A 17,298-nucleotide genomic window follows, 5' to 3' on the forward strand; every position below is an offset into this window, starting at 1 on the left:
TACGCTCCGCGTCACAAATCTGCGCGGCACCGCCTGCGCAAGGGCAGCCATCACACTTCAGGCACTCTCCGCTTGGCGAGTGCGATGCATTGCAGCGAGGTCGCGAAAGGCAGCGCCCGGGTGCCCTGCTTCCAGGCGTGGTCCTTCGCCGAACAGTTTCTCGCGCAGGGTGCCTTTGGCATATTCGGTCTTGTAGACACCGCGTTTCTGAAGTTCCGGCACCAGCAGGTCCACCGCATCGATGAACGTTTCATGGGTCAGCGCGTAGGCCAGGTTGAAGCCGTCAACGTCGGTTTCTTCCACCCACTCCTGGAGCAGGTCGGCCACGGTTTCCGGGCTGCCGACAAATAGCGGGCCGAAACCGCCGATACCGACCCAGTCGGCCAGCGCCTGCGGCGTCCACACCGTGTTCGGGTCAGCAGTGGAAAAGGTCTCGACTGCCGACTGAATGGCGTTGGTGTGCACATGCCGAAGCGGCTCATCAGGCTTGAACTGGCTGAAGTCGATGCCGGTCCAGCCGGAAATCAACGCCATCGCGCCTTCATAACTGACCCAGCTTTTGTATTCCTCGAATTTGGCCTTGGCCTTGGCGTCCGTTTCGCCAAGGATCACCGTCTGCAAGTTGAAAATCAGCACACTGGAGGGGTCACGACCGGCCTCGGCGGTGCGGCGACGGATATCGGCCACGGTCTTTTTCAGCAGAACCTTGGAGGGTGCGGCCACAAAAACGCATTCGGCGTGCTCGGCGGCGAACTGCTTGCCGCGGCTTGAAGCCCCAGCCTGATAGAGAACCGGTGTACGTTGCGGCGACGGCTCGCACAGGTGGATACCCGGCACCTGGAAGTGTTTGCCGACATGGCGAATCTCGTGGATCTTGCCGGGGTCACTGAATACCCGACGCTCGCAATCACGCAGAATCGCGCCTTCCTCCCAACTGCCTTCCCAGAGTTTGTAACAAACCTCAAGATACTCCTCGGCATAGTCATAGCGCGCATCGTGCTCGGTAAGGGTTTTCTGCCCCAGGTTCTTCGCGCCGCTCTCCAGATACGACGTGACGATGTTCCAGCCTGCGCGGCCCTTGGTGAGGTGATCGAGCGTCGACAGACGACGGGCAAACGGATAAGGATGTTCGAACGACAGCGACGCGGTCAGGCCGAAGCCCAGATGCTCGGTCACCAGCGCCATGGGCGGAATAAGCTGCAACGGATCATTGACCGGCACCTGCGTGGCCTGGCGAATGGCCGCCTCACCGTTACCCCGATAAACATCGTAAATGCCCAGCACGTCGGCAATGAACAACCCATCGAACTTGCCGCGCTCAAGAATTCTGGCCAGATCGGTCCAGTATTCCAGGTCCTTGTACTGCCAGGAGCGATCACGAGGATGAGCCCAGAGGCCAGGCGATTGATGGCCGACGCAGTTCATGTCGAAGGCGTTGAGACGAATCTGACGAGACATACACTTACTCCTGAAGCTGCGGCGGAACCACGCCATTGAGGCGTTGATTGCCGATAACCTGATAGTGCCAGCGCAGCGGTTCACGACCGGTCGGGGCAGGCAATGACAAACGTTTGCCGGTCAGTTCGTACTGAATATTGCCCACCGCCTGCAATGCATCAGCACTGGCGATGACCGCCTCGCTGCTGGCGACAAGGCGCTGCTCGGAAGAGCCATCCAGCCTTTGGGCACGCTCCAGCAGCGCGGCGGCAACCTCCAGACGAATCTGCAGGTCGCCGACTTTGCTGATCACATAGGGGTCATCGACAATGCGCTGCAGGTCACTGAGCGGCCATGGCTGAGCGTGCTCACGCAGGTAATCGAGGGTGTCTTGCAAGCCTTCGCGCGCCTGACCAAGGTCTTCGGCGGCGACCTTCAGTTGTGCGGTAATAGCGGGATGCGTCATGGGCGTACTCCTTGATCAGTTCCAGGCATGGCGTGGCGGTGCAATGCCGTTGAGCACCTGATTACCGATCAGGTGATATTTCCAGCGTGCCGGGTCATGCAGGGTGTGGGTGCGCGCATTGCGCCAGTAACGGTCCAGATTGAGTTTGCCCAGCACCGAACGGGTGCCAGCCAGTTCGAACAGCTGGCTGCTGGCGAGCAAGGCAATCTGTGCCGACAGCACCTTGGCCTGCGCGACGATCACCGATGCTTGCGCGACGCTGGCCTCACTGGGTTCGGCCAACGCATGGTCAATGGCTTGGCCGGCCTTGGCGAGAATCGCGTCGGTGCCATGCAGCCGCCACTGCAAGTCGCCGATGGTGGCGATGCTGAACGGGTCCTGCCAGCCGAAATCCTGCTTGCTGTCGATCCACGGCCGCGCCAAACGAGCGTGCTTGAGGGTTTCCTCGAAGGCGCCGTGGGCGATGCCGGTGTCCACCGCCGCCTGAATGATCTGCGAAATCGGCCCGTCGGCAGTCGGCTCATCGAAGGCCCGGTGCGCAGGTATCACCGCGCTTGACGGCACGCGGACAGCGTTCAGGACTGCCCCGCCGCTGGTGGTGGTGCGCTGGCCGAAACCGTCCCAGTTGTCGATGATCGTCAGGCCCGGATTGTCGCGCTCGACGAACGCGATGAAGGCCTGATTTTTCTCGTTGACCCCGGCCACTGGCACGATGTGCGCGAACAGCGCGCCGGTGCAGTAAAACTTTTCACCGTCCAGCACCGCGTGCTCGCCATCGAAGCGGATACGGGTCTGGAAGGCTCCGGCGTTCTTGCTTTTCGACTCGGAGAACGCATTACCGAAGCGGTAACCGGCCAGCGCCTTGCCGAAATAGTGGCGCTTCTGCTCCTCGGTACCGGTCTGCAGCAGGATATCGAGCACGCCCAGATGGTTCTGCGGGATCTGCCCGAGCGAAGAATCGGCGGCAGAAATGATCTTGATCACTTGCGCAACAGTGACGTAGGAAACGCCTGCACCGCCATAGGCTTTGGGCACGGTAATGGCCCACAGTCCGCTGGCGGAAAACTCATCCAGCTCGGCGACCGGCAGGCGGCGTTCGCGATCACGCAGCGACGCTTCCTCGGCAAACCGGCTGGCCAGTGCTGTGGCGACTTCGATGGCTTCGGCATCGGAAGCGATGACATGCGCTCTGGGCGGTGCTGCAGGTGTAATTGAGAGTGGGTTACTCATGGACTGGCTCCTGCTCGTTGGCGACAGGTTGAAAACACTCAACACGCTTGACCTTGAACAGTGCACAGCCCGTGCCGTAAATTATTTTTCTTTTAAAACAGTCGCTTGCATTAGATTTAAGATTCTCGGCGGTGCCCCGCAGAACAAAATGTCCGAACACTGTTGCTGGGCGAACAGCGGGGATTCACGCTTGAGTCGCTGTGCCCAGATAGAAGTTCTGGATATCGTCACTCCCGGCCAGTTCCTGCGCAGTCCCTGAGCCCACCACCCGGCCGTTCTCCAGCACATAACCGAAGTGCGCGTATTCCAGGGTCAGATTGATATTCTGCTCGGCCACCAGCAGGCTCAGCCCCGCCTCGCGATTGAGCCGCGCCAGCGTGTCAAAAATTTCCTCGACTACCTGCGGAGCGAGGCCCATGGAAGGCTCGTCGAGCAGCAGTAAACGAGGCTGGGACATCAATGCCCGGCCGATGGCGATCATCTGCTGTTCACCGCCCGACGTATAGCCGGTCAGCCGTTTACGCAGCAGGCGCAGCCTGGGGAAGTAGCTGTAGACCCTCTCCAGCCTGACCTTGATTTCGGCCCGTGATGGTCGCGACACAAAAGCGCCGATCAGCAGGTTCTGCTCGACACTCAAGTGGGTGAAGCAGTGTCGACCTTCCAGCACCTGCGCCAGACCGTTTTTGACCAGTGCCGAAGGATCGGAATGGGTGATTGGCAGGCCCTGGTAGTGAATCCGGCCACTGACCACCTCGCCCCGCTCGGCACTCACCAGTCTGGAAATGGCCTTGAGCGTAGTGCTTTTGCCCGCGCCATTGGCCCCCAGCAAGGCCACGATCTGGCCCTGCCGAACCTGCAGACTGATCCCGCGCAACGCGAGGATGGATTGCTCGTAGAACACCTCGACCTGCTCCACCGACAGAATGGTTTCGGCAGCGGGCGCAGCATGCGGGATCAGGCTCATCGGGTTTACTGCTCCTTGCTGCAATCGCGCGGGGTAATGCCTTTTTCCTTGGCGTACTGCGCAGCCGATGCCTCGATGATGGGCCGCAACAAGGCACGATCAGCCTGTATCCAGTCGCTGATCAGGTTCCAGCGCTGGCCGTCCCATTGCTGAAAGCGCACCGCGCCACCGCCTTCGTGGTCAGCGCACGACAGCTTCAATGGCTGTACCAGCCCTTTGGCACCCAGCGCCTGCAAGCGTGCGTCGTCAAGGTTCAAATGCTCGAACCCCCAGCGCACCTGCTCGCCAGTCAGTGGCTTATTGCCGAATCGGGCCTGTGCAATGCGCAGCGCTTCGACATTGAGGATGCCGTTCACCACACCCAGGTTGTAATACACGGTGCCAAAACGTTTGGGGTCGGCCAGGTTGCCCTGCCCCTTGTCGAGCACCGCCGTCTTGATGCCTTGCAGCACCGGGAAGTCAGTGCCGGAGGGGTGCGTGGTGATTGAAATGAAGCCCTTGGCGGCTGCACCGGCGGGAATCACGTCTTCCTCGGAATTGCTCCATATGTTGCCAATGATGTGATCCACCGGAAAACCAACCTTCTGCGCCGACTTCAGCGCCACCGGATTCATCACCCCCCAACCACGCAGGATCACCCAGTCGGGCTTGAGGCGACGAATGTTCAGCCATTGCGATTGCTGTTCGTTACCGGGGTGCGGTACTTCAAGGGTGGTCAGCTCGAAGCCGTAATTTTTTGCCAGGGTTTCCAATACACCATTGGTTTCCTTGCCATATGGCGAGCCGTGATACAGCACAGCGATTTTCTTGCCCTTGAGCGACGCCAGGCCGCCTTCACGCTGACCGATGTAATTGACGATGGCCGACACTTCGGAGTACGGGTTCAACTGCAGCGGAAACACATAGGGAAAGACACTGCCGTCTGTGGAATCCGTGCGTCCGTGGTTGATGGTGATCAGCGGAAGTTTGTTGGCAGTAGAGCGCTCCAGCGTGGCGTAGGCGATGCCGACGGAAAGCGGATTGGTCGCCGCAGCCGGCGCACCGTTAAGCCCGCCTTTGAGACGCTCGTAGCACTCGACGCCCTTCTCCACCACGTATTCGGTTTCGCACTCCGACCAGGTCAACTTGACGCCATTGACCCCACCGTTGGCATTGACGTATTGCAGGTAGTCGATGAAACCACCGAAAAACCCGGTGCCGCCCGCAGCATAAGGGCCAACCCGGTAGCTCTGCAGCGGGAAATACTGCTCGTTGGCAGCCTGTGCCGTGGTAGCCAGACCACACCCCAGCAGGGCCATACCGAGGGCCAGACGCAACAGGGATTTTCGGTGTTTCATAGGCGCATTCCTTGAGGTACACGAGGTTTTTGTGGGTGAGTAACCAGTCAATAGCGCAGCGGCCAGACACGTGCGCGCTGACGAAAGCGCTGCCAGAGACGCACCAGCCCTTCGGGCTCCTTGATCAGAAAAGCGATGATCAAGGCGCCGAAAAGCATCTTCTGAATGTTTTCCAGTTGCCCGGAATCGATCAGACCGACCGGCAACAAGGCGCTGAGGTTGCCGAGCAGAATCGGGAACAGCACGATGAACGCCGCGCCAAGAAAGTTGCCTTGCACACTGCCCAGCCCGCCGATAATGATGATGAACAGAATCTGGAATGACCGGTTCAGGTCAAAACCATGCGGCTCGACCGTGCCCAGATAAGCGAACGCCCACAGCGAGCCAGCGACGCCCAGATAGAAACCGCTGATGGCGAATGCCAGAAGTTTGGCCTTGAACAGGCGAATGCCGATTACCGCAGCGGCGGTGTCCATATCGCGCACGGCCATCCAGTTGCGGCCCAGCTCCCCGCGAAGCAGATTTCTCGCCAGCCAGAAAAGCAGCACTACCAGCCCAAGCGTCAGCAGGTAGCGGCCTTGCGGCGAGCTGAAATTCACCCCGGCGATGATCAGTGGCGGCGAGGTGATCACGCCCGAGGCATTGTCGTTGGTGAACCAGCTGAAGCGGGTCAACACCCACTCGACCACAAACTGTGCGGCGAGTGTCGAAACCAGCAGGTAGAAGCCCTTGATCCGCAGGCTCGGCAGCCCGAACAGCAACGCCACCAGCGCAGACACCAGCCCGCCCAGCGCAAAACCGAGCAGCAACGGCATGCCCGGCACGCGCAGTTGCAGGTTATAGGCAGCGAAAGCACCCACCGCCATGAACGCAGCCGAGCCCAGCGATAATTGCCCGGCGTAACCGGTCAACAGGTTCAGCCCCAGCCCCGCCAGGGACAGCACCAGAAACGGAATCAGGATCGCGCTGAACCAGTAATCGTTACCTAGCAACGGCACTGCGATAAAAGCGAATACCAACAGGCTCCACAGCCCGATGCGGTCCTGGCGCAGACGAAACACCCGGCGTTCATCCGCGTAGCTACTCGCCAGTTGTCCGGTTTCTCGATAAAGCATGGCATTGATCCTTGATGAAAGTCAGACGCGCTCTATCGCCCGCTCGCCGAACAGGCCGGCAGGACGAACCAGCAGAAACAACAGCGCCAGCACATATGGCACCCAGTTTTCGATACCGCTGCCGATGATCGGCCCCAGGTAAATCTCGGCCAGCTTCTCGGCTGCGCCGATGATCAGACCGCCGACAATCGCGCCGCCAATCGAGGAAAAACCGCCAATGATCAACACCGGCAGCGCCTTAAGCACCACCAGTGACAGGGAAAACTGCACCCCCAGCCGCGCCCCCCAGAGCAGCCCGGCCACCAGTCCGACAAACCCGGCCACGGCCCAGACCACCGCCCAGATGCGTGGCAAACGGATACCCACGGCCAGCGAGGCCAATGGGTCGTCCGCCACTGCACGCAACGACAGACCGATACGAGTACGGTTGAACAGCAACGACAGGGCAATCACCAGCGCCGCAGCCGTGCCCGCCGCGAACAGGTCGAACTGCGAGAGCAACATGCCGCGAATTTCCAGTGGCTCGTCAGGGATGCCCAGCTCAAGGCCGTGAACCTGCGCCCCCCACAGCGCCTGGGCCAGGCCTTCGATCATGTACGACAGGCCGAGGGTGGCCATGAACAGAATGATCGGTGGACGATTGACCAGTGGGCGCAGAACCATTCTTTCGATCAACAGCGCCAGCACCACCATGCTGGCCAGCGTTGCCAGAAACGCCCAGAAAAATGGCACACCCCGCTCCAGCAGGCTGACAAACGTCAGCGCCGCGAACAGCACCATCGCGCCCTGAGCGAAGTTGAACACCCCCGACGCCTTGTAGATCAGCACAAACCCAATCGCCACCAGCGAGTACATGACACCTGCCAACAGCCCGCCAATCAGCACTTCAAAGAAGAATTCCATGGTTTATGGTTTCCCGACCGAAGACGAACGACGCGTGCCGAGATACGCAGCGATTACCTGAGGGTTGGCGCGAACCTGCGCGGGTGTGCCGTCCCCGATCTTGCGACCGTAATCCAGCACCACCACATGGTCGCTGAGGCCCATCACCACACCGATGTCGTGCTCGATCAGCACCACAGTGGCGCCCAGCTCACGATTGATATCGCGGATGAACTGACTCATCTCGTGCTTCTCTTCGGCATTCATTCCGGCCATCGGCTCGTCCAGCAACAGCAGACGCGGTTCCGCCGCCAGGGCGCGGGCCAGTTCGACACGTTTTTGCAGGCCATAGGAAAGTTTGCCCACCAATGCATGGCACCACGGGTGGATGCGCAGAAACTCAATCACCCGCTCGGCATGCCGGCGTTGTTCGTCGTCTTCGGCAGGTGCCCGACCGATGCGCAGCATCTGCTCAAGCCAGGTACTGCGCCGTTTGAGATTGCGCCCGGTCAACACGTTGTCCAGCACACTCATGCCCTTGAACAAGGCGATATTCTGAAAAGTACGGGCGATACCGCCCTCGGCCGCCTGGTGCGGACGCATCCGGCGGCGCGTCTGGCCGGCATAAGTAATGGAGCCGCTTTGCGCCTGATACACGCCATTGATGACGTTGAGCAGCGAACTCTTGCCCGCACCATTGGGGCCTATCAATGCGCAGATCTCGCCTGTAGCCACCGAGAAACTGATTGAGGTAACAGCTTTAACCCCTTTGAAAGATAAGGAAACATCTTCAAGCTCAAGCAGCGCCACGGGTGCCAGCGCATTCAAGACGGCACACCCAGTAGTGCTGGCGTATGCGGCATATTATCTGCCGGTTCTTGTGGCTGACTGGTTTGGCTCGCTGCCCCCAACCTGATTGGCCTGATACCCAGCGCCGTAAAAAACGCTTCGCTCTGTGGCGTCAGCGCATCGCCTGCCAGCAATGGTTTAGCCAGCCGACTCATGCCCAACACGTCCAGCAGCGGGCGGCGAATCAACCAATAACCCAGCCAGCGCCGCACGGCACCCGGAGCAGGAGCCATCACCCATCGATAAAGCCGGTGGCTGATGCTGCCTGGCAGCGGCAAGCGCTCCCTGACCCAGAGTTCCAGACGTGCGTAGGACTCGCGAGTGCCCAGCACCAGGGTGGACCCAGTTCGCGACGGTCGTTGTCGCGAGTGCCAAGGGCCTCGGGAAAATTCAGGCAAAACCCGGCAACCAGCCAGGGTGCCAACAGATAGCGCGCCTGCACGCTGGCGGCAAACACTCTGGCGGCCAATGCCTGATCCTGGCTGGAAAGCGCATGCCTTTGCGCCAATTGCCTTGCGTCCGAAAGCAGAACTGCATGACTCAACTGCAGGTCCGGCTGCCAGTCGACAGCGGGAAAGACAAAGGCCGCAGCCCGGCTCTGGCGCGGATCGGTAACGTCGCCAGCGGGTCCGTTCAGCAGTCGGGCATAGTCGATCACCCCGCTGTCATCAGCCTCAGTCAGGCCGCGCTTGTCCAGCAACACGACGATGCCCGGTGAGGCGACGCGCACCTGGAGAAGCGCTTCCAGCCCGTCGACCACTGCAAACTCCGGGGACTGGCCTGCCAGCCACTCGCGGTTATCCAGCGCCGGGTCGAGCAGGCTGACGCTGCACCCAAGCCAGTGCGCCGCCAGCGTCAACAACAACGCTTCGGCTCGCGCCTCGCTGATAATGAACAGCCTGTCGGCCGGGCCGAACCCGACGCCCTTCAAGGCAGCAGCCAAGCTTCTGACGTCAATGGCCAGCTCGCCCCAGCTACGTTTCTGCCAGATACCGAATTGCTTGTAACGCAAGGCCGTCTGTTCAGGGCGGCTTTGAGCCTGCTGTAGCAGCGCCTGGGGCAATGAGTCGCACATGTTGCGCTTCCGTCGATAAAGAATCGATGAAGCCATAGCAGCGAGCGTGCCAGTCTAACAACCTTATTAATATCAATAGGTTGCAACGCCCAAATGAGTTTTGTCACTGTGCGGTTTGCAGACAAGCTGTTGCGCGGCTGTTGCCCGGACAACAGATGAATCCGCCAATTAAAATAAAATCCATAAAAATCAGATAGTTATATTCAGGCATAAAGCATGCAGAGATCTGCACGAACCCACCCGGCCCATGTGCCGATCTCTTCGCGTTCAGGAGTACCGCATGACCCAATCAACCGGCTCAAACCCTCTCTCGCTGGGCACCGATTACGAAACTCTGGCCAACCGGTTCCGGCCGATTTTCCGCGAGATCGGCGCTGGCAACGTCGAACGCGAGAAAGCCCGCGCCCTGCCCTATGAACCGATTGCCTGGTTGAAGAAAGCCGGTTTCGGCGCTGTGCGGGTACCCCTCGAATACGGCGGTGCGGGTGCTTCGGTGAGCCAGCTGTTTCAACTGCTGATAGAACTGGCCGAAGCCGACTCGAACATTCCGCAAGCCTTGCGAGCGCATTTCGCCTTTGTCGAAGACCGCTTGAATGCACCACCCGGCGCCGACCGGGACACATGGTTTGCACGCTTCGTGGCTGGGGATCTGGTCGGCAACGGCTGGACCGAGGTAGGGGCAGTGAAAATCGGCGATGTGATAACCAAAGTCAGCCCTCAAGGCGATGGCTTCGTGCTTAACGGCACCAAGTTTTACAACACCGGCAGCATTTTCGCCGACTGGATCGACGTCTACGCCCAGCGCGCCGACACTGGAACCGATGTGATTGCGGTGGTGGATGCCAGGCACGCAGGCGTGCGTCACAGTGACGACTGGGACGGGTTTGGCCAGCGCACCACCGGCAGTGGCACCTCGGTGTACGACAATGTGCCGCTGCCTGCCACACATGTCATCCCGTTCGAGCAGCGTTTCAAATACCAGACGGCGTTCTATCAGCTGGTGCTGCTGGCGGTGCTGGCAGGTATTGGCCGAGCCGTCGAACGCGACATCGCGCATGAAGTGCGCGACCGCAAGCGCATCTTCAGCCACGGCAATGCGGGCAGCGTCAGCCAGGACTCACAGGTGCAGCAAGTGGTCGGGCAGATCGCCGCTCAGGTCTACGCCGCCGAAGCGGCCACCCTGCGTTCTGCCGAGCCTTTGCAACGCGCTTATGTGGCACGCTTCGGCAATAATCCACAGCAGGAAAAAGACGCCAACATTGCCGCGGAAATCGAGACTGCCAAGGCGCAGGTCATTGTGTCGGAACTGGTGCTGCGCTCTGCCACCGAGCTGTTCAATGCGCTGGGCGCGTCAGGCGTCAGCGTCAGCGTCAGCGTCAACAAGGCGCTGGATCGCCACTGGCGTAATGCTCGCACAGCGGCATCGCACAATCCGCTGATCTACAAGGCGCGCATTGTCGGTGACTGGCGCATCAATGGTACCGAGCCGCCTTTTGTCTGGCAGATCGGCAGCGGTACCGGCAAAGCCTGAGGCGTAAGGTTACGCCGCGTTACGCAACAGGTGGCGACTGGCAAAGCTGAACGCCAGCACCAGAAAGATCAGCACCCCGGTCGCCACCTGCTGCCAATAGAAGTTCCAGCCGATCAACAACAAACCATTGGCGATGACGTTGATGAACAGCACGCCCAATAACGTCCCGACAATGTTGGCACGCCCATGGCGACTCAGCGTCGTGCCGATGAACACCGCGCCAATGGCGTTGATCAGGTAGGCATTGCCCGACATCGGCACGTAGGCGTTGACCGTGGAGCTGAGCAGGATACCGGCGACCGCGCAGGCCAGAGCGCTGGCGACAAACACCTGTACGGCGATGCGCCGGGTAGAAAGCCCTGAGTAATACGCCAACTGCGGCTGCGTCCCCAGCGCAAGCATTTCCCGCCCCAAACGGCCACGCGCCAGCACCAGCCCGTAAAACCCTGCCAGCCCCCCGACCACCACCAGAGGCAATGGCACGCCCAGAATCAGTACACCGCTAATGCCCGGCAACGCGCCCTGAGCGATGTAGATAGGTTGACCACCGTCGGATAACAGCTGCTGCACGCTGGTGCCGATAAACAATGTACCCAGCGTCGCTAGAAACGGCGAAATACGCAGCCCGGCGATCAGCGTCGCATTAAACGCGCCCGCCGCGCCGCCTGCCAACAAGGCCACCGCGATGGCCGCACCCAGACCGTAGCCGCCATTGAGCGTGACGACAAAGCCGAGGCTGGCAAAGTCCAGCGCTGTTCCCACCGACAGATCGATGCCGCCGGCAGCAACTGCCCAGGTCATACCGACGGCCACAATGGCCAGCAACACAAAATTATTCAGCACCAGGCTCGACAGGTTGCCCCAGCTCAGAAATCCCGGTGCATTGATGGCGAAAAACAGCAGGATGATCAGCACCAACAGCGGCAGGACCGCAGGCAAAAGGCGCGGCAGGAATTTCACCAGTGTTGAAGAAGTGTTCAGGGTCAGCGTATTCATTGTTCACCCTCCCGGCGGCCCAGCGCCCCGGAAAATGCCACCACCAGCAGGATCAGCACGCCTTGAACGCCATTGACCCAGAAATTGGAGATGTTCAGCAATTGAAAGCCATTGATCAGAAAACCCAGCAGCAACGTCGCCAGCAAGGTGCCAGGAATGTTGGCGGTCAGGCGCCGCGAGAACACCACACCGAGAAAGGCAATCGCCACCACTGAAAGCAGCATGTCGCCGGAGCCGGTGGTGCTGCCACTGAAAAATGCAGCAGAGCAGAACGCCGCAATGGCGGCGCAGCCACCGGCAATCAGGTAGCTGGCGAACACATGGCCCTGCAGATTCAGGCCGGCAGCAGTTGCCGCTTGCGGGTATTCACCGATGGCATACAGGCGCAGGCCAAACGCGCTGTGCTGAATCAGCAGCCACAACAGCGCTGCAACACTCAGCAACACCCACGCCAGCGCCGGAATGCCCAGCCAGACGCCGGAAGCCAGACTGTCCAGCAGCGCGGAATCGGTAGCCAGTACGGTGTTCTGGGTCAGCACCAGCTCCAGACCTGCAATCAAATTCATGCTCGCAAGTGTCGCCAGCAACGGCGGCAAGCGTAAAAACACCACTGCCAGACCATTGAGCGCGCCAACCAGCAGACCACAGGCGAGCGTCAAACTAATCGCTTGCCAGGCTTCGAAACCGGCGTTGTTCAGACTGCTGTAAACGGCTGCGCACAGACCGAGATTGGCCGCCAGCGACAGGTCCAGCCCTCCGCTGACGACGTTGGAGCCACCGCCGATGACCACACATGTCAGGCCCAGCGCCAATATGCCCAGCACGGCTGACTGGGCGAACACGTTGCTGATGTTACCGATGCTGAGAAAGTTGGGCGCGCTGACCGCAAAGCCCAGCAGTATCGCCAGAAATACCAGCAACGAACCGCGCTGTGCCAGCCGCACCAGCCAGCGTTGCGAGGGATCGCCGACCTGAATGACTGATGTTTCAAGCGTGGACATGGCGGGTCTCCTGGAGAGTATTTTTACCGTCATGGCGGCTTTCACTGGCCCCGGTGGCGCAGGCCAGCAACTGGTCACTGTCGGTGCTCGACGAATCGAATTCGCCCGCAATACGCCCCCTGTGCAGCACCACAATGCGCTGGGTGATGCCGATCAGTTCCGGCAGGTCCGACGACAGCACCAGCACCGCTGCACCGCCTTCGGCCAGCCGGGAAATCAGCCGGTAGATTTCCACCTTGGCACCAATGTCGACACCCACACTGGGCTCATCCAGCAGGTACAACGTCGAGTGTCGACTCAGCCACTTGGCCAGGGCGACCTTTTGCTGGTTGCCACCGCTGAGCAATTGAACCGCCGCATCATGGCCTGAGGTCTTGATCGCCAGTTCACCGATCAGGCGCTGGCTTTCCCTTGACTGCGCAGCACCGTCGAGCAATCCCCAGCGGCTGAAGCGCCCGAGGCTGGCCAGGGTAATGTTCTCCAGCACCGAAAGCGCTGGCGCTACGCCATGCGTGCGGCGCTCTTCGGGGACCAGCGCTATACCGTTGCGCACCGCATCACGAGGGGATTTCAGGCGCAACGGCTGACCATTCAACAGCACGTCGCCACGATCCGGCTTGAGCAGCCCGAACAGGCTCTTGAGCAGTTCCTTGGCGCCCGAGCCGACCAGCCCTGTCAGGCCCACCACTTCGCCACTTCGCACGCTCAGGTCAACGCCGTTGTAAAAGCACCCTGCTCCCAGCCCGTTCAATTGAAGCACTGGCGGGCCAGGCTGCGTCTGCGCCCGGAAATATTGCTCACCCACGTCACGATTGACCATCAGCCGGGCGATCTGCGCGGTGCTGACAAGCGCGGGATCAACCACCGCCACATCGCGTCCATTGCGCAGCACGGTGACCTGATCACACAACGATTCGATTTCCTGCAGGTAGTGGGAGATGTACACAATGGTCAGACCGTCATCGCGCAAGCGCCGGACAATCGCCAACAACCGGTCCACCTCCTGTTTGACCAGTGACACACTCGGCTCGTCGAACACCAGCACCTGCGGCCTGGCCAGCAGTGCGCGAGTGATCTGCAATATCTGTCGCTGCGCGCTGTCCAGATCGCGTACCAGCGCCCCGCTCGGCAGGCGCATGGCAAAATAATCATCCAGCAACTGGGCCGCTTCGCGCTCCTGAGCGCGTCGATCGACGAACAGACCGCGTTTGATTTCCTGCCCGAAAAACAACGCCTCGCCGACGCTGAAGCTGCCCGGCAGCAAGCGCTCCTGATGAATGAAATGCACGCCCGCGGCTTCAATCTGGCGCGGAGTAAAGCTGTCGAACTGCTGGCCATGGATACTCAAGCTGCCCGCATCGGCGCGATGAATACCGGCGAGGACCTTGATCAGGGTTGACTTGCCTGCGCCGTTTTCGCCAACCAGCCCATGAATCGTTCCGGCCTCGACCCGCAGGTTGACCCCATCCAGTGCCTGAGTGGCGCCAAAGCGCTTACTGATGCCCTGCAAGTGCAAGGCCGCCGTTGCCCTCGTAACGTCTGCAATCGCTGCTCTCATGGTCGATCTCCTGCGTCAGTTATCACCCCTGAGTTCCTGCACTTGCGGCAGGTTGGCGGCCGTGGTCAGCAAGGTCGGCACCTGAGTCTCTTTGGGCAGGTCGCGTTGCCCGGCCAGGTAGCGAGCGACGTTCTGCACCGCGGTCTTGCCGATCAGGGCCGGCTGCTGCGCAACCACCGCACCAATCGGCGAGTTCTCACGGCGCATCAGCTCAAGCACTTCCGGGGTGCCGTCGACGCCATAGGTCTTGATTTCAGTTCTTCCGGCGTCGATCAGTGCCTTGCTGGCACCCAGCTGGGGAATGTCCCAGGCCGCCCAGATCGCCGAAACACTGCCTTTGGGATACTTGTTAAGCAGTGCCGAGACTTGCGAGTAAGCGTCTTGAACCGTGTTGGGAATGACGTCACGCAACTCCGGCTCGATGATTTTCAGTTCCGGATGATCCTTGAGCGCCAACTTGAGCTGGTCGTAACGAATGGCACACACCGGCACACCATAAAAGCCGTTGAATACCAGCACGTTGCCCTTGCCACCCGCGTCTTTGATCAGTTGCCCGGCCAGTGCCTTGCCGGTGGCAATATTGTCCGAGGTGGTGTTGTTGAGGCTGTATTGCGAAGGTGCATCGATGGTGAATAGTGGAATCCCCGCCTTGCTGATGCGCTTGAGCCAGGGGTCGATAACGCTGAGTGTGCCCAGGGTCTGAATCACCGCGTCGGGTTTTTGCGTAACCACGGTCTGCAGTTGATTGACCAGGTTCTTGTCGTTGCGACCTGCATCAAGCGTTATAGGCGTGCCGCCCAGGCGCTTGACCTCATCCACCTGCGCCTGAAACGTCTTGATATCGAAGTAGTGACTGGTACCGGTCATGCTGATCGCGATGCGCTTGCCCGCCAGCGAAGGTACATCGCTGTCATCGGCATATGCCGTCGCGACAAGGCTGGTGGCCAACACGGTCAGCGCCAGAGCGCGCCCTAATGCACGCAGGCGGGTTGGCTGGTAAATCGGGACGGCATCAGGCATTCGGGTGGCTCCGCTGGCTCAGGAAAACAATCCTGATCAGCAGTGCACAGGTCATGCCCAAAGCCCTGCGGTTACGCTGGCAACGGCGCAGAGCCTGGCTTGCAGGCTATTGCGCCGAATTGCGTCTAGGCTGATAGCCGACGCTTCAGACCCAAGGCGGCGAACACATTGTCGATTCGCTGTTGTCCGGGCAACAGCAAAGTCATGCCTGACTGCTTAGCTAAGCTTGAACTGCCTAAGGGTAGTAGTCAGATCACTCGCCAGTTCGGCCAGAGACTGACTGGCACTGCCGGTCTGGCCGGTGCGCACTGCCGACTGCGCCGACAAGTCACGGATTCGTATCAGGTTGCGATCCACTTCGCGCGCGACCAGCGCCTGCTCCTCAGAAGCGCTGGCGATCACCGTATTTCGCTCATCGATGACCATGACCGAACTGGCGATACTGGCCAGCACGGCGTTGGCCGACTCGGCCTGCTGTTTGGTACGTTGGGCCTGCTCGGTACTGACTTCAAGCGCCACCAGCGTGCTCTTGGTGCCCTGCTGGATGTGCCCGATCATGGTCTCGATCTCACGGGTCGACTCGCTGGTGCGATGAGCCAGCGCGCGAACTTCGTCCGCAACTACGGCAAAACCCCGCCCGGCATCACCCGCCCGTGCCGCCTCGATGGCGGCATTGAGGGCCAGCAGGTTGGTTTGCTCGGAGACTGCGCGAATAACATCCAGGACCTTGGTGATATCCAGCGTGCGGGTTGCCAGCGCCTGCGCCTCGACCGACGCGGTGCCGACATTGCGGGTCAGTTCAAGGATCGACTGAACGGTTTGATTGAGCTCTTCCTGACCTTCGCGGGCCGACACCGAAGAGGCTTTGGATTCTTCCGAGGTGGCCACCGCATTTCGCGCTACTTCGTCGACCGCCTGGCTCATCTCGGTAACGGCGGTGGCGGCCATTTCTATCTCGCTGTTCTGCACCACAAGATCAGCGTTGCTGTTGACCATCAGCACACTCATTTGCTCTGTGGCCGAGGCCAATTGGTGAGCGGCATCGCCGACCTGGGTCAGGGTCTGGCTCAGATTGCCGCGCATGCGCTCCATCGATTGCAGCAAAAGGGCCGCTTCATCAGTGCCCTCACGGTTGATTGCGCTGGGACGCAGGTCGCCCGCAGCAATGGTTTCCGAGCTGTGCAGCGCCTGACTGATCGGCACTGCCTGACTTTTGGTCAGGCGCCAGGCGAGCAATACGGTCAGCAACACCGTCAGAAACATAACCCCCTGAGTGACGATCAGGGCGTTTTCATAGACCGACGTCGCTGCAGCGCTGGATTCGGCTTCGGAGTCATCATTGATCTTTTCCAGCTTGCCAAGGGCGGCTTCGATACTTTCCGCCATGGCCTTCATCTCGCCCCAGACGAGCGCCCTTCCGGCCTCTGCCTGATTCTCGTTGATCAGCGTATAGACCTTTTCGGCACGCTCGATGTAGCCCTGATAAGTGCTCTTCAGACCCTCTACGAGCGCGCGCTCTTCATCATCGGTGATCAGCGGGTCGTAGGCCTCTACGGCCTTTTGGAAACCGGCCTTCCTTTCAAGGAACTCGTTGTGAGCCTGAGCTACCTGCGCGAGATCATGCGTGGCAAGCATTTTGGCCACGGTGGTGCGGGTTTTCTCGACCGCCAGGGCAATATCGTCACCCAGCACAATCCCTGGAAGCGCGTCGTTTTCGATTTCAAGCGATTGCTCACGAATACCGTGCAATTGCTGAATGCTAAAAATACCAAGCCCGAACAGGGCAGCCTGCGGCTGCAAATTGTGGGATTTTGAAATCGGTTATCATAGCCGAAAT

13 protein-coding genes and 2 pseudogenes are annotated in these 17,298 nt (G+C 60.2%); 1 reads left to right on the forward strand and 14 read right to left on the reverse strand.

Annotation, left to right across the window (positions count from 1 at the left end; translation table 11 throughout):
• Positions 1 to 57: 57 nt before the first annotated feature.
• The 9 genes and pseudogenes from ALO64_RS04625 to ALO64_RS04665 all read right to left on the reverse strand — a co-directional run bounded on the left by ALO64_RS04625 (position 58) and on the right by ALO64_RS04665 (position 9,355).
• Positions 58 to 1,458, reverse strand: a complete 1,401-nt coding sequence (locus ALO64_RS04625) for an LLM class flavin-dependent oxidoreductase (RefSeq protein ID WP_044344541.1) — start codon at positions 1,456 to 1,458, stop codon at positions 58 to 60.
• A 4-nt stretch (positions 1,459 to 1,462) separates the two neighbouring features.
• Positions 1,463 to 1,903 (reverse strand): acyl-CoA dehydrogenase family protein, encoded by a 441-nt coding sequence (locus ALO64_RS04630; protein WP_004662493.1) that lies wholly within the window; start codon positions 1,901 to 1,903, stop codon positions 1,463 to 1,465.
• Positions 1,904 to 1,918: 15 nt separating this feature from the next.
• Positions 1,919 to 3,133: an SfnB family sulfur acquisition oxidoreductase gene (locus ALO64_RS04635; protein WP_044344540.1), complete on the reverse strand. Its 1,215-nt coding sequence runs from the start codon at positions 3,131 to 3,133 to the stop codon at positions 1,919 to 1,921.
• Positions 3,134 to 3,317: 184 nt separating this feature from the next.
• The gene (locus ALO64_RS04640; RefSeq protein ID WP_044344539.1) at positions 3,318 to 4,097 is read right to left on the reverse strand and encodes an ABC transporter ATP-binding protein; all 780 of its coding nucleotides are present in this window, start codon (positions 4,095 to 4,097) and stop codon (positions 3,318 to 3,320) included.
• 5 nt (positions 4,098 to 4,102) lie between these two features.
• On the reverse strand, positions 4,103 to 5,434 hold the full coding sequence (locus ALO64_RS04645) for an ABC transporter substrate-binding protein (protein ID WP_044344538.1): 1,332 nt from the start codon (positions 5,432 to 5,434) through the stop codon (positions 4,103 to 4,105).
• Positions 5,435 to 5,481: 47 nt separating this feature from the next.
• The gene (locus ALO64_RS04650) at positions 5,482 to 6,549 is read right to left on the reverse strand and encodes a branched-chain amino acid ABC transporter permease (RefSeq protein WP_044344537.1); all 1,068 of its coding nucleotides are present in this window, start codon (positions 6,547 to 6,549) and stop codon (positions 5,482 to 5,484) included.
• 21 nt (positions 6,550 to 6,570) lie between these two features.
• On the reverse strand, positions 6,571 to 7,452 hold the full coding sequence (locus ALO64_RS04655) for a branched-chain amino acid ABC transporter permease (protein ID WP_005733105.1): 882 nt from the start codon (positions 7,450 to 7,452) through the stop codon (positions 6,571 to 6,573).
• Between the two features lie 3 nt (positions 7,453 to 7,455).
• Positions 7,456 to 8,250, reverse strand: coding sequence for an ABC transporter ATP-binding protein (locus ALO64_RS04660; protein WP_044344546.1), 795 nt, complete (start codon positions 8,248 to 8,250; stop codon positions 7,456 to 7,458).
• A 5-nt stretch (positions 8,251 to 8,255) separates the two neighbouring features.
• Positions 8,256 to 9,355: pseudogene (locus tag ALO64_RS04665) on the reverse strand (AMP-binding protein).
• 280 nt (positions 9,356 to 9,635) lie between these two features.
• On the opposite strand from ALO64_RS04665, the gene ALO64_RS04670 reads away from it, so the two are divergent.
• Positions 9,636 to 10,886 (forward strand): acyl-CoA dehydrogenase family protein, encoded by a 1,251-nt coding sequence (locus ALO64_RS04670; protein WP_044344536.1) that lies wholly within the window; start codon positions 9,636 to 9,638, stop codon positions 10,884 to 10,886.
• 9 nt (positions 10,887 to 10,895) lie between these two features.
• Here the strand turns inward: ALO64_RS04670 and ALO64_RS04675 are convergent, their stop codons facing one another.
• The 5 genes and pseudogenes from ALO64_RS04675 to ALO64_RS04695 all read right to left on the reverse strand — a co-directional run.
• Complete coding sequence (locus ALO64_RS04675) at positions 10,896 to 11,882, reverse strand: ABC transporter permease (RefSeq protein ID WP_044344535.1); 987 nt, start codon at positions 11,880 to 11,882, stop codon at positions 10,896 to 10,898.
• A complete protein-coding gene (locus ALO64_RS04680) occupies positions 11,879 to 12,883 on the reverse strand; it encodes an ABC transporter permease (protein ID WP_044344534.1) in 1,005 nt (334 codons plus the stop codon). Before ALO64_RS04680 ends, ALO64_RS04675 begins: the two co-directional genes overlap by 4 nt.
• Positions 12,870 to 14,441: a sugar ABC transporter ATP-binding protein gene (locus ALO64_RS04685; protein ID WP_044344533.1), complete on the reverse strand. Its 1,572-nt coding sequence runs from the start codon at positions 14,439 to 14,441 to the stop codon at positions 12,870 to 12,872. The genes ALO64_RS04680 and ALO64_RS04685 overlap by 14 nt, the downstream gene beginning before the upstream one ends.
• Positions 14,442 to 14,456: 15 nt before the next feature.
• A complete protein-coding gene (locus ALO64_RS04690) occupies positions 14,457 to 15,461 on the reverse strand; it encodes a sugar ABC transporter substrate-binding protein (protein ID WP_044344532.1) in 1,005 nt (334 codons plus the stop codon).
• Positions 15,462 to 15,740: 279 nt separating this feature from the next.
• Positions 15,741 to 17,243: pseudogene (locus ALO64_RS04695) on the reverse strand (methyl-accepting chemotaxis protein); the annotation flags it as partial.
• Positions 17,244 to 17,298 lie beyond the last annotated feature (55 nt).

It is taken from the genome of Pseudomonas meliae (assembly GCF_001400515.1).
GTDB classification, from domain to species: domain Bacteria; phylum Pseudomonadota; class Gammaproteobacteria; order Pseudomonadales; family Pseudomonadaceae; genus Aquipseudomonas; species Aquipseudomonas amygdali.